The sequence below is a fragment of the Thioalkalivibrio sp. ALJ4 genome, from assembly GCF_000377225.1.
In the GTDB taxonomy this organism is placed as follows: Bacteria; Pseudomonadota; Gammaproteobacteria; order Ectothiorhodospirales; family Ectothiorhodospiraceae; genus Thioalkalivibrio.
The window spans coordinates 99,173-112,138 of record NZ_KB897920.1 but is presented as its reverse complement, the minus strand read 5'-3'; the positions used below and the strand labels follow the sequence as shown (position 1 = coordinate 112,138).

12 protein-coding genes are annotated in these 12,966 nt (G+C 65.9%); 5 read left to right on the top strand and 7 right to left on the bottom strand.

The features are described from left to right. Nucleotides 1-10: 10 nt before the first annotated feature. Nucleotides 11-1,240 (top strand): flagellar hook-associated protein FlgL, encoded by a 1,230-nt coding sequence (gene flgL / locus C936_RS0111980; RefSeq protein WP_018139137.1) that lies wholly within the window; start codon nucleotides 11-13, stop codon nucleotides 1,238-1,240. Nucleotides 1,241-1,325: 85 nt separating this feature from the next. After that, nucleotides 1,326-2,012, top strand: a complete 687-nt coding sequence (locus C936_RS0111975) for a hypothetical protein (protein ID WP_018174476.1) — start codon at nucleotides 1,326-1,328, stop codon at nucleotides 2,010-2,012. A gap of 18 nt (nucleotides 2,013-2,030) precedes the next feature. Here the strand turns inward: C936_RS0111975 and C936_RS0111970 are convergent, their stop codons facing one another. From C936_RS0111970 to egtC, 3 genes are all read right to left on the bottom strand, one after another. Next, nucleotides 2,031-2,762 carry an SIMPL domain-containing protein gene (locus C936_RS0111970; protein WP_018174477.1) on the bottom strand — a complete coding sequence of 244 codons (732 nt, stop codon included), beginning with the start codon at nucleotides 2,760-2,762 and terminating at the stop codon, nucleotides 2,031-2,033. Between the two features lie 19 nt (nucleotides 2,763-2,781). Beyond that, complete coding sequence (locus C936_RS0111965; protein WP_018174478.1) at nucleotides 2,782-3,933, bottom strand: SUMF1/EgtB/PvdO family nonheme iron enzyme; 1,152 nt, start codon at nucleotides 3,931-3,933, stop codon at nucleotides 2,782-2,784. Nucleotides 3,934-3,999: 66 nt separating this feature from the next. After that, complete coding sequence (gene egtC / locus C936_RS0111960; protein ID WP_018174479.1) at nucleotides 4,000-4,782, bottom strand: ergothioneine biosynthesis protein EgtC; 783 nt, start codon at nucleotides 4,780-4,782, stop codon at nucleotides 4,000-4,002. A 74-nt stretch (nucleotides 4,783-4,856) separates the two neighbouring features. Here egtC and egtD point away from each other — a divergent pair, with 74 nt between their 5' ends. Genes egtD through C936_RS0111945 form a run of 3 tightly spaced genes read left to right on the top strand, consistent with a single transcriptional unit; the run spans nucleotide 4,857 to nucleotide 7,891 of the window. Further along, nucleotides 4,857-5,882 carry an L-histidine N(alpha)-methyltransferase gene (gene egtD, locus C936_RS0111955; RefSeq protein ID WP_018649361.1) on the top strand — a complete coding sequence of 342 codons (1,026 nt, stop codon included), beginning with the start codon at nucleotides 4,857-4,859 and terminating at the stop codon, nucleotides 5,880-5,882. A 17-nt stretch (nucleotides 5,883-5,899) separates the two neighbouring features. Beyond that, nucleotides 5,900-6,391 (top strand): histidine phosphatase family protein, encoded by a 492-nt coding sequence (locus C936_RS0111950; protein WP_018174481.1) that lies wholly within the window; start codon nucleotides 5,900-5,902, stop codon nucleotides 6,389-6,391. Beyond that, nucleotides 6,392-7,891 carry an exopolyphosphatase gene (locus tag C936_RS0111945; RefSeq protein ID WP_018174482.1) on the top strand — a complete coding sequence of 500 codons (1,500 nt, stop codon included), beginning with the start codon at nucleotides 6,392-6,394 and terminating at the stop codon, nucleotides 7,889-7,891. Here the strand turns inward: C936_RS0111945 and ppk1 are convergent. The 4 genes from ppk1 to C936_RS0111925 form a co-directional block, all read right to left on the bottom strand. Next, nucleotides 7,884-9,956, bottom strand: coding sequence for a polyphosphate kinase 1 (ppk1, locus tag C936_RS0111940; protein WP_018174483.1), 2,073 nt, complete (start codon nucleotides 9,954-9,956; stop codon nucleotides 7,884-7,886). The two genes, C936_RS0111945 and ppk1, sit on opposite strands and share 8 nt — an antisense overlap. A 76-nt stretch (nucleotides 9,957-10,032) precedes the next feature. Then, entirely contained in the window at nucleotides 10,033-10,947 is a 915-nt protein-coding gene (argF, locus tag C936_RS0111935; protein WP_018174484.1) for an ornithine carbamoyltransferase, read from the bottom strand. Continuing rightward, the gene (locus C936_RS0111930) at nucleotides 10,944-12,140 is read right to left on the bottom strand and encodes an acetylornithine transaminase (RefSeq protein WP_018174485.1); all 1,197 of its coding nucleotides are present in this window, start codon (nucleotides 12,138-12,140) and stop codon (nucleotides 10,944-10,946) included. The genes argF and C936_RS0111930 overlap by 4 nt, the downstream gene beginning before the upstream one ends. Nucleotides 12,141-12,236: 96 nt before the next feature. Further along, nucleotides 12,237-12,818: a superoxide dismutase gene (locus C936_RS0111925; protein WP_018174486.1), complete on the bottom strand. Its 582-nt coding sequence runs from the start codon at nucleotides 12,816-12,818 to the stop codon at nucleotides 12,237-12,239. Between the last annotated feature and the right edge of the window lie 148 nt (nucleotides 12,819-12,966).

Here is a 12,966-nt window from a genome sequence, read left to right as displayed (position 1 = left end):
GGGAAACCCGATGCGTATCTCCACAACCCAGATCTTCCAGAGCGGGATCAACCAGATCCAGGCGGGCCAGGGCGAACTCAACCGCACCTCGCTGCAGCTGGGCTCCGGCAAGCGCATCCTGTCGCCATCGGACGACCCGAGCGGCGCGACCCAGATCAACCAGTTCGAGCGCATCATCAAGGCGACCAAGCAGTTCCAGCGCAACATGGAGAACACCCAGCCGCGCATGCAGCAACAGGAATCACTGCTGCAGCAGGGCACCGATGCCCTGCAACGTGCGCGCGAGCTGGTCGTCACCGGCAACAACGACAGCCAGACGCGTGAGACCCGCGGGTACCTGGCCGACGAGCTGCGCCAGATCCGCGACGGCCTGCTGGATGTTGCCAACACCAAGGATCCCAATGGCGAATACATTTTCGCTGGCACCAAGTCCCAGAATCAGCCCTTCCGGCAGGATGGCGATGGCGAGATCCGTTACGAAGGGGCTGCGGGTGCGGGGAGTGTGCGCGAGGTGGCCGTTTCGGCCGATCGCAAGATCGCGGTGGGCCATGATGGCGCGGCCGTGTTCATGGATATCCCGGAGAACGATGGCCGTGTCGGTGCCGAGGTCGTCGAGAACAATGGGTCGCTGGTGCTGGAGAAAACTGGCGTCACGAGTGTTTCCGACCTGGATGATCGCGAATACAGCATCTCCTTCGACGAGAACGGCGATGGGGGGCTTGTCTACAGCATTACCTATGTCGACGAGGACGGCGGTACTGTTTCGCTGGAAGAGGATGTCCCCTATGTATCGGGCGAGTCCATCGAATTCGCCGGCCGCAGCGTGACCATCAGCGGTACGCCCGAGCCGGGTGACGAGGTGCTATCGCGTCCGGCCGAGAATTTCAGCGTGTTCCAGACGCTGGATCGCATTATCGATGCCCTGGAGCGCAGTGGCGACTCCGCCAGTGCGCGGGCGGATCTGGCCAGCGCCAGCAACACCGCACTGGCGGATCTGGATGCCGTGCTTGGTAACTTCAGCGACAAACGTGCCGAGCTTGGGAGCAAGCTGAAGGCCTTTGACCAGCAAAAGGACCTCAACGAGGACCGGCTGCTGGATCTGGAAAGCGCGGTGTCGCAGATCCGCGATCTGGACTATGCCGAGGCGATCAGCCGCTTCAACCAGCAGCAGGTGGCGCTTCAGGCGGCCCAGCAGACCTATACCCAGGTCAACCGGCTCTCCCTGTTCGACTTCATCTAGGCAGAAGCGCCTGCGCACACGCGTGGGTGTCTGTGCGACCATATTGCGATCCCCATGAAGCGTCCCCCAGGGACGGAACCGCGCAATGGCCAAATACAAAGAACCCTCCGCACCGATCCAGTACCGCTCCACGGGGCGGCCCCCGCGCTATCTGATCGTCCTGCTGGTGCTGGCGGTCATCTGGGCGGCGTTCTGGGGCGTGGTGATGCTGCAGTCCGGCGAGCCGAAGCCCGTGACCCTGAGCGAGCAGGAGCAGGTGGAGCTCGAGGCCAAGCTGCAGGCGATCTCTGCACCCGATGCACCGCGCCCCGATCAGGCCCCCAGTGAGCCGATCATCGACCTCGAGGCGGAAGCGGAGCCGCTGATCCCCGAACTCTACGAAGAGACCGACGAGGCGCGGATCGTCCAGTTCAGCGAACGCGAGCTGAATGCCCTGATCGCGCGCGATCCGGACCTGGCCGGCCGGGTGGCGGTCCGCCTGACGCCGGGGCAGGTGAGCACGCGCGTGCGCATCGACGTGCCGGCGGATGTGCCGCTGATGGGCGGGCGTGTGCTGAACGTGCGCTCCGGTGTGCGCTTCGAGACCGAAGGCGAGGAACTGCGAGCTCGGCTCGTCGGTGTGTCCGTCGCCGGCATCCCCCTGCCGGATGCGTGGCTGGGCGGCCTGAAAGACGAGGACCTGCTGGCGCTGGAGCCCTTCCAGCACCTGCGCGCGGGGATCGAGAGCATCGATGTGCGCGAAGGGGAGCTGGCCCTGCATCTCGCACGCTAGCCAGCTCCTGTAGATTGACTACGGGTCGACGCGCAGCGTCTCGCCCCCCAGCGCTTCGACTTTGGCGCGCACGGTGACGGAAACCGTGGACGTCCCGGCCTCCAGTGCAGGCTGGCTGGCGGCTTCGTCCATCGCGCGCATCGCCATCATCGGCTGCGGGCGGTCATAGCCGCTGTCGACGAGCTCGACTTCCACGGGGCGCAGATGGGTAGCCCCCAGGGAACGTGCCATCGCGCGGGCCTGTTCCTTCCAGTCGTGCATGGCGGCCTCCAGCAAGGCCTTGCGGTGCTCCTGCTGTGTCTCGCGGCTGAGCGAGAAGCGGATCTGGCCCACGGTGAGTTCGTCTCCCTGGAGGGCCCCGACCAGCTCGGTCAGGGTCTCGAAGTCGCTACTGACGAGTTCCAGGGTCTGCTGGACCTGCCAGGCTGTGATCTGGCCAGGTTTGTCGCGGTCGTGGATGGCCTGTGTCGTGTAGCTGCGGGTCGACGCCTCGACCGCGTCGTAGTCTTCCGCGCGAGCCAGGGCCTGTTCCATGCGGCGGTTGACCGTGTCTGCGGCGTCCCGTGCGTCCGGGGCACGGGCCTGGGCCTGCATCTGGACCGTCATGCGGTCATTCTCCACCTGCTGCTCGGCATGGCCGGAGAGCATCAGTGTGGTGTTTCCATCGGCGCTGGCCAGGGCCGGGATCAGCAGCAGGGCGTTAAGCCAGAGGCATGCAACAAGGGGACGCAGGGATAGGGTGCGGCTCATGGGATGTTATCCGGTGGGGTCAGGGTTCCATCGTACGTGCGACGCGCACGCCGGCAAAGACATGGCGTTTCTCCGGGGTGAAGAAATTGCGCATGCTCGGGCGTTTCAGCAGCGGATCGCTCCAGTCGCTGCCGCCGCGCAGGACGTAATGCTGGCCGTCAAACCACGGGGCCGAGTATTCGTTGTAGGGGAACGGGCGGAATCCGGGATACGGTGCGAACGGATTTCCGCACCACTCCCATACTCGGCCGGTGCCTCGCAGCGATCCCTCGCGCTGAGCATGTTCCCATTCGTGTTCGTGGGGCAGCCGGGCGCCGGCCCAGCGGGCGAAGGCCTCGGCCTCGAAGCGGGATACGCCCACCACCGGGGCATCGGCGTTGCGCTGTACCGTTCCCTCCGGCAGAACCTGCAGGCCAATGTCGGTCCCGGGCGCGCGCCACCCGAGTGGGGCCCGGATGTCGTGGGCGTTGCGCCAGTCCCACCCCTCGCGGCTCCATAGTTCGGGGCGGTGATAGCCGGCCTCCTGCATGAAGGCCTGCCATTCCCCGTTGGTGACAGGGTCGCGCCGGATGGCAAAGGGCGCGAGTTCCTTCCCGTGAACGCCCTTTTCATTGTCGAAGACCTGTACGTCGTCGCTGCCTACGGTGGTGTGCACGGCATCCCATTCGAGCCAGGATTGCGAGGTGATCTCGGGCGCCTGCAGGCGGGGTTCCGAGTGGCCGGGCTCAGGCCCCTGAAGGCGGGCAAACCAGCGCACCTGAGCCAGGGTCTCCAGGTGCATCGCGTGGTGCTGGGCAAGGAACCCCGTCAGGTACTCGTCAGCCATCAGCGGGTGGTCGAGGATCTCGGCGTTACGCGCAAGCCAATCGCGATGCCGGAACTGGAGCTCGCGTCCCCATCGAGTGAGTCGATCGAGCGCGGGGAGGCGTCCACCCCGGCGCCATTTGGGGCTGAGTTCCGGGAAATAGAGGTCATGCCAGTCCCGCGTGCGGGGTGGTGGGTGCCCGAGAATACGTTCGCGCAGCCAGACGGCCTCGATGAAGTGGCAGTGGGCGTAGTGCCAGCCGATCGGGCTAAGGTCCGGGTGATACTGGTTACGCCAGATTTCGGCGGGTGTGCTTTCCAGTGCAGTGTTCAAGCGCTCGTGCTGACGGGCCAGGTCGTCCAGCAAGGACGAAGAAGAGACGAGGCTTGCTGGAGGGTCGAATGCTGGGGTGCTCATATCCGAGTGGAAAGGCTAGAGCGCAAGGAGTTCCGGTGGCTCGTCAGGATCCAGGATCAGGATGTGCCCGGAAGGGACGGGGCGCCAGCGCTCGCGGTCCGTCAGCGGCTCGGAGGCGACGATCACCGAGTCCTCGGGGAAGTCGTCATCGTCGGACGTGTAGTACAGGCTGGGGCAGGGGCTGTTGATCGCATGGCGGCTGGCGACCAGACGGCGCCCGTCGGACAGGAGGACGTTGAGCAGGGCCATTTCGTCGCCGAGCCAGGTTTCCAGTGTTGAAAAGGCCTCGCCCAGGGCGCCTTCCAGTGTGGCGTTCTCGTCATCCGCCAGGAACTGGCGGACCAGGGCAAACAGGTATTCAGAATCCGTGGTGCCCTGGATGCCCGCCTCGATCTCGGGCGTCAGCAGGTTCTCGATCTGGCGGCGGATCTGCGGCCGGAAGCCGCCAATGAGCCCATTGTGGCTGCAGAGCAGCCCGTCGATGGCGAACGGCTGGGCATTGACGGTGTCGCCCCCGAACCCGGGGGTCGCGCTGCGGATGGCGGAGATCCACAGCGGTTCTTCCAGTGTTTCGGCGAGTGCTTGCAGGTTCGGGTCCTGCCACAGGGGGTCGGCACGCCGATAGCAGCGCGCGGTGCCGTCCTCGCTGAACCAGCCAAAGCCGAACCCATCCGCATTGACGCGGGCGTAAACCAGCTCCTGCGGGGCAATCGCCTGCTCGATCAGATTGTGCGGCGGGTCCAGCAGTATCCGCCTGAGTGCCAGTGGCGGGCCGAGATAGGCAAGATGGCGACACATTGGCGCGGACTCGCGGTTGGGAGGTCGGGAGTTTCATGGTAGCGTGCCGGGAACCCCGAAGCACGGATGTGCCCATGAATCCCGAGAGTCCTGCCATGTCGCTCCCGGAGCGCTATACCCGTCATGTGGTGCAGGTGCGCGATCCCCATGCGGAGTTGGTAGCGGACTTTTGCAAGGGCATGCTGGAGGCGCCGCGCTGGCTGCCGCCAAAGTACTTCTACGATGCCCGTGGCTCGCAGCTTTTCGATGCCATTTGCGACACGCCCGAGTATTACCCCACTCGACTTGAATCGGCCCTGCTGGAGTCCCGAGCGACCGAGATCGTCGAGACCTCGGGTGCCCATACGTTGATCGAGCTCGGCAGTGGGACCTCGCGCAAGACCGAGTACCTGATCGCTGCGTTGAACGAGCGCGTCGACGATCCGTATTACGTCGCCAATGATGTCTGTGGAGAGATCCTCGACGAGGCGGCCGAGCGACTGCTGGGACGATTCCCGACGCTCGTGATCGAGGCCCTGTGCGGTGACTATCTCGCCGCGCTTTCGGCTCTGCCGACGCTGACACCTGTCCCAATAGCCCCGCGCCTGTTCACCTTTCTCGGTGGCAGCCTGGGGAACTTCGAGGACGCCGAGGCGATCGCCCTGCTGTCGCAGATTCGCGCCGCCATGGGCGCGGAGGATCGGCTCCTGCTCGGGCTGGACCGGGTCAAGGCTATTCCCGTGCTGGAGGCGGCCTACAACGACGCGGCCGGTGTGACGGCAGCGTTTAACCTGAACCTGTTGTCCGTCCTCAATCGTGAGTTGGGAGCCGATTTTGATCCCGATGGTTTCCGCCATCGCGCCCCGTTCGTCGAGGCGCATTCACGTATCGAGATGCACCTGGTCGCCCAGGGTGATCAGACCGTCCAGGTCTCCGAACCCGCGACCACCCTGCAGTTCGCCGATGGCGAGTCCATTCGCACCGAGATCTCGCGCAAGTTTACGCGCCCGATGGTGCAGCAACTGCTGTCCGGCGCCGGACTGGCACAGGTGGCGGAGTGGTCGGCGCCGGATGAGGCCTACAGCCTGTTCCTGCTGGCCCCGGGAGGCGCACAGGCATGAGCCGGAGCCCGCGTCTCGTGCTGGTCCGCCACGCCCAGGCGGGCAACGCAGGGGAGTGGGAAGGTGCCGATCGGGATCGGCCGTTGAGCGAGGCCGGCCAGGTGAGCGCTCGGCGCATGGCCGCCTCGCTGACCGGTTTGCTTTCCGGGCATGTGGAACTGCTAACCAGCCCTTACCTGCGTGCGCGTCAAACGGCGTCACCCATCGCCGAAGGACTGGGCGTCCCGGTGCGCCAGAAGAAATGGCTGGCACCCGGACAGGTGGCCGGCGTGGAACTGGAGGCCCTGGCGGCGCGCCTGCCGGCCGACGGCAGTCTGGTGGTGGTCGGCCATGAGCCGGACCTCTCTTCGCTGGCCGGGCGCCTGATGGGCTGCCCGGCGGGGGCTTCCGGGGTACACATGGGCAAGGGTTCGGTCTGCGCCCTGGGAGGCGGTCTGCCCGGTCCCATGCAATTGCTCTGGCTGTTGCCCCGCCGGGTGCTGGAGGGTCTCTCGGGAGAATACGGGTAGATGGCGATGGACGGACAGGGCGAGACTGTCGCGGCGGTCGATCTGGGTTCCAACAGCTTTCACATGATCGTGGCCCGGCGTCATGACGGTGAGGTCCTGAAGATGGACCGGCTGAAGGAAACGGTGCGACTGGCCAGTGGTCTGGATGCCCGCGGTCGCCTGGATGCAACCGTCGAACGCCGCGCACTGGACTGCCTCGAGCGATTCGGCCAGCGACTGCGCCAGCTACGCCAGGGCAGTGTGCGCGTCGTGGGCACCAATACCCTGCGCCAGATGGCCGACAGTCACCGTTTTCTGGCCGCTGCGGAGCGGGCCCTCGGGCATCCAGTGGAGATTATTGCCGGGCGCGAGGAGGCCCGGCTGATCTATCTGGGCGTGGCCCACACGCTCGCGGATGACGAGGGGCGGCGGCTGGTGATGGACATCGGCGGTGGCAGCACCGAATTCATCATTGGCGAGCGCTTCCGGCCCATCCTCGCCGAGAGCCTGGAGATGGGCTGTGTGACCTTCACCCAGAGGCACTTCTCCGATGGCCGCCTGACACCCCGGGCGTTTGCCGCCGCCGAGCTGCATGCCGGCCAGGAGCTGCAGCCGATCGCCTCCATCTATCGCGAGGCCGGGTGGGACCAGGCGCTGGGGGCCTCCGGCACGATCCTGGCACTGGACCGTATTGTGCGCGAGACCGGCATCGACGAGGCACCGGGCATGACACTTGACGCGTTGCGCACCCTGCGCCAACGCATGATCGAGGTTGGGCGTCTGGACAAGCTGGAGCTGCCAGGGCTGGCCGAGGACCGGGTGCCGGTGATTGCGGGCGGGCTGGCGGTGCTGATCGGGGCGTTCGAGGCGCTGGGGATCGAGCGGCTGCATCCTTCCGATGGCGCGTTGCGCGAGGGAGTGATCCACGATCTGCTGGGACGCTTTCGGCACGAGGATGTCCGTGGCCTGACGATTGAAAACCTGCGCCGCCGTTTTGCCGTCGACGAGGCCCAGGCCGCGCGGGTACAGGCCATGGCCGCGCGACTGCTGGGGGCCGTCCGGGCCCGCTGGGGGCTGGACGAGAACGACGGCGAGCGCCTGGACTGGGCGGCTGAGCTGCACGAGGTGGGACTGGCGCTCGCGCACAGCAAGTACCACAAGCACGGCGAATACATCCTCAACTGGGCCGATCTGCCGGGGTTCTCGCAGCCCGAGCAGCACGAGCTGGCGCTGCTGGTGCGCCTGCACCGCCGCGCGTTCAAGCCGAAGCTGCTCAATGACGTACGTCAGGCCCGGGTCGAGCCCCTGCTGCGTCTGGCCAGTCTGCTGCGACTGGCGGTGCTGCTGCATCGCGCGCGTGCGCCGGAGCCCCCGCCGTTGGAGCGGATCGAGGCGCGCGAGCGCGGGCTGGTGCTGGGCTTTGCCGCTGGCTGGCTGGATGCGCATCCGCTCACGCGGGCCGATCTGGAGGAGGAGGCCGGGCAGTGGGCGCGCCACGACCTGGAGCTGGTCGTCAGCTAGCGAGCGTCTTGAGCAACTGTTGCTGTGCCGAATGGGGCGGCTCGTCGGCAACCGGTTGGACCCGCTGATAACTCCCGTCGACCTGCAGGGCCCATGCGCTGGCGGTATCCCGCAGGTAGTTGAACAGACACTCCTCCGCGACACGGTCGCGCATGGCGGTATCGCGGATCGGAAAGGCGACCTCCACCCGTCGGAAGAAATTGCGGGGCATCCAGTCGGCGCTGGACAGATACAGCTCGGGCTCGCCCCCGTTCTCGAAATAGAACACCCGCGAGTGCTCGAGAAACCGGCCGAGCACCGAGCGCACTTCGATGTTCTCGGAGATGCCCGGCACGCCCGGGCGCAGGCTGCAGATGCCGCGCACGATCAGCTGAATCTTCACGCCCGCCTGCGATGCGCGATAAAGCGCCTGGATGATGCCGGTCTCGTTCAGCGAGTTCATGCGTGCGACGATCCGCGCAGGCCGGCCTTCGCGGGCGTTCTCGGCCTCGCGTTCGATCTTCTCGCACATCGCATCGTGCAGACGGAAAGGCGCCTGGATCAGCTCGCGCAGGCGTTCCACCTTGCCAAGGCCCGTGAGCTGCTGAAACACGCGATGGACGTCCTCGGTGACTACTGGATCGGCCGTCAGCAGGCCGTAATCGGTATAGGCCTTGGCGGTGCCCGAGTGGTAGTTGCCCGTGCCCAGGTGGGCGTAGCGCACGAGCTTGTCGCCGTTACGGCGCACCACCAGGGCGAGCTTTGCGTGGGTCTTGTAGCCGACCACGCCATAGGTCACATGCACGCCCGCATCCTGCATGCGGTTGGCCAGCTCGATGTTGTCGGCCTCGTCGAAGCGGGCGCGCAGCTCGATGACCACGGTCACTTCCTTGCCCGATTGCGCGGCCTCGATCAGCGTTTCCACCAGTGGCGACTGGGTGCCCGTGCGATAAAGCGTCTGCTTGATCGCCAGGACGCGCGGGTCGCTGGCGGCCTGGCGCAGGAAATCCACCACCGGCATGAACGACTGGTAGGGGTGGTGCAGCAGCAGGTCCTGCTGGCGGATGGCCGCGAAGATGCTTTCACCGCTGGCATCCGTGCGCGGCAGGGCGGGGATGAACGGGGGAAACTTGAGGTCGGGTCGGTCGACCAGGTCGTACACGGCCATCATCCGGTTCAGGTTGACCAGACCGGTGACCTGGTAGAGGTCGTCTGCCTCCAGATGAAATTCCTGCAGCAGGAACTGCGCGACTTCTTCCGGGCAGTTGTCCGCGACCTCCAGGCGAACGCCCGCGCCGTAGTTGCGCTGGGGTAGTTCGCCTTCCAGCGCGTTCAGCAGGTCGTCGATCTCCTCTTCCTGAACGAACAGATCAGAGTTGCGGGTCAGCCGGAACTGGTAGCAGCCGGTGACCTTCATGCCCTTGAACAGCTCGCCGACATGGGCGTGCAGGATGGACGACAGCAGCACGAAATCGGAATCGCCGCTGGCCACCTCGCGCGGGAGTTTCACCAGACGCGGGAGGGAGCGTGGTGCCTGGACCACCGCGCGCCCGGATTCCCGCCCGAATGCGTCCTTGCCCTTGAGCGTGACGATGAAGTTCAGGCTTTTGTTCAGGATGCGCGGAAACGGGTGCGCGGGGTCGAGCCCGATCGGGCTGAGGACGGGCTGCAGCTGCTCGTGAAAAAACTGGCGTACCCAGGCCTTCTGCTGCTCGCTCCAGTGCGAGCGCCGCACGAAATGGATGCCTTCCTCGGCCAGCGCCGGGATCAGTTCGTCGTTGAGCGCGCGATACTGATTGTCGACCAGGGCGTGCGCCCGGGGCGCGATCAGGCGCAGCTGTTCCGCCGCGGACAGGCCGTCCGGCCCCGGCGCCTGGACGTTCAGGTCGAGCTGCTGGCGCAGCGAGCCCACGCGGACCTCGAAGAACTCGTCGAGGTTGGTGGACGAGATGCTCAGGTAGCGCAACCGCTCCAGCAGGGGAAAGCCCGGGTCGCGTGCCAGTTCCAGCACGCGCCGGTTGAATTCCAGCAGTGACAGCTCGCGGTTGAGGAAGAGCTCGGTATCGGTCACGTCGGCATCCGGCATGCACGACTCGGGGCAAGGGTGGGGCCCCGAGTGTAGGTGTGCATTATGTCAGTTTCGTGACAGGTCCTGTTCTGGATCAGCTGCCGCGGGTCAGCAGGAACTCCATCAGGGCCTTCTGCGCGTGCAGCCGGTTTTCCGCCTCGTCCCAGACCACGCTTTGTGGGCCTTCGAGGACCTCGGTGGAGACCTCTTCCTCGCGGTGCGCGGGCAGGCAGTGCATGAACAGGGCGTCGTCGTTGGCCAGACGCATCAGGTCGGCGTCCACGAAGAACCCGGCAAAGGCCCGGCGGCGGGCGCTCTTTTCCTGCTCCTGCCCCATGCTGGCCCAGACGTCGGTGACGACGAGGTCGGCACCCTCGGCCGCCGCGCGCGCATCGCGGGTCAGTTCGAAATGGTCGCGCGTGGCATCCACGACGTCCTCTTCCGGGTCGTAGCCCTCGGGACAGGCCGCCACCAGATGGAAGTCCAGCAGGTGCGCGGCATACATGTAGCTGTGGCACATGTTGTTGCCGTCGCCAATCCAGGCCACGCGCTTGCCCCGGATGTCGCCCCGGTGTTCGAGATAGGTCTGCAGGTCAGCCAGCAGCTGCGCGGGGTGCTCCCGGTCGGTCAGGCCATTGATCACGGGGACCGAGGAGTGCTGGGCGAACAGTTCGATCTTCTCGTGTTCGTAGGTGCGGATCATCACGCAGTCCACCATGCGCGAGAGCACACGGGCCGTGTCCTCGATCGGCTCGCCGCGGCCCAGCTGGGTGTCGCGCGGGGACAGGAACAGGGCGTTGCCGCCCAGTTGCTGCATGCCGACCTCGAACGAGACACGCGTGCGGGTCGAGGACTTCTCGAAGATCATCCCCAGCGTCTTGCCGCGCAGGATGTCGTCGTGGTGCTCGCCCGCGTGAGTCTGGCGCTTCAGTTCGACGGCACGTTCGAGCAGGGCGCGTGTCTCGTCTGCGGACAGGTCGTGGAACGACAGGTAATGGCGGGGCTTCATGCCTGGGCCTCCCGGGAATCTTCGGATACGAGCAGGGTGTCGACCAGATCGGCCACGGTGCTGGCGATCTGGTCGACCTGGGCGTCGTCCACGATCAGTGGTGGCAGTAGCCGGATCACCCGCTGCGCGGTCACGTTGAGGATTAGCCCTGCGTCGAGGGCGGCCTGAACCAGTGTTCCGGCCGGGCGATCCAGCTCGATGCCGATCATCAGCCCGCGTCCGCGCACGGCGACCACCCCCGGTTTGTCCTCGAGCCGGTCAGCCAGGCGGCGGCGGAGGATCTCGCCCTGTCGCCCCGCTTCCTCGCACAGGCCCTCGTCCTGCATCACATCGAGCACGGCCAGGGCCGCCCGGCAGACCAGCGGATTGCCGCCGAAGGTGGTGCCGTGGGTGCCCGGGGTGAACAGGCCAGACGCACGGCCGGCCACCAGGTTCGCCCCGATCGGGATGCCGTTGCCCAGGCCCTTCGCGAGCGACACCACGTCGGGCGTGATGCCCTCGTGCTGGAAGGCAAACCAGTGTCCGGTGCGGCCGATCCCGGCCTGGATCTCGTCCAGCATCAGCAGCCAGTCGTGCTGGTCGGCCAGTTCGCGCAGGCGCCTGAGGTATCCGGGCGGGGGTACGTGGATGCCGCCCTCGCCGGTGATGGGTTCGACCAGGATGGCGACCACGTCCGGATCGTTGCCCAGGGCCGCGACGGCCTCGGCATCGCCGTGGGGGAGGTGCACGAAGCCCTCGACCAGGGGTTCGAATCCGGCATGGATCTTTTCGTTGCCGGTGGCCGACAGCGTCGCGAGCGTGCGCCCGTGGAAGCTGCCGTGCATCACGATGACCTTCGGCTTCGCGATGCCGCGGCGGCGGGCATGCAGCCGGGCCAGCTTGATGGCCGCTTCGTTGGCCTCGGCGCCAGAGTTGCAGAAAAAGGCCTGCTCCATCTGTGCCAGCGCGCACAGGCGTCGCGCGAGCTGTTCCTGCAAGGGGATGCGGAACAGGTTCGATGTATGTACCAGCGTCTGAGCCTGATCGCAGATCGCATGCGCCACTTTCGGGTGGGCGTGTCCAAGGCCGCAGACCGCGATGCCGGACAGGGCATCGAGGTAGCGTTTGCCCTCGGTATCCCAGAGCCAGGCGCCTTCCCCCCGTTCGAAGGCAACCGGCAGCCGGCTGTAGGTATTCTGCAGGACATCACTCATTAGCAAAGCTCTCCCAAATGAAGAAGCCGGCGAGCGAGCCGCCGGCTTCTGCCCAGGGTGCCGCACTGGGGCGGCCCCCAATCGCGTTATCGCGACTTATTTCATCTGCTGGGCGACAAAATCCCAGTTCACCACGCTCCAGAAGTTCTCCAGATACTTCGGGCGCGCGTTGCGGTAGTCGATGTAGTAGGCATGTTCCCAGACATCGCAGGTCAGCAGCGGGGTCTTGCCATCACGCATCGGATTGGCCGCGTTGGAGGTGTTCACGATCTCCACCGAGCCGTCGCTATTCTGCACCAGCCAGGTCCAGCCGGAGCCGAAATTGGCGACCGCGGCCTCGTTGAACTTCTCCTTGAAGCCATCAAACGAGCCAAAGGCGCTGTTGATCGCGTCGGCCACCTTGCCGGACGGCTCGCCGCCGGCGTCCGGGCCCATGCAGTTGAAGTAGAAGGTGTGGTTCCAGACCTGGGCGCCGTTGTTGAAGATGCCGCCGGCCGGGGCCTTCTTGATGATGTCCTCCAGCGAGGCATTCTCGAACTCGGAGCCGGGCAGCAGGCCATTCAGCTTGGTCACGTAGGTCGCGTGGTGCTTGTCGTGATGGTATTCCAGCGTCTCGGCGGAGATGTGCGGCTCCAGCGCGTTCTTGGCATAGGGCAGATCGGGCAGTTCGTAGGCCATGAAAGACTCCTTGTAAGAAAACATGCGAGACTGCGGCTGGCCGACCATTGGTGGCCGCGCCAGTAAACTCGTCAACGATAGTCACGTTGCTCGGGTGATGCAATTTCCGATGATGCGGCTTGGTTATCGTTCAGCCAACGTTTGCGGA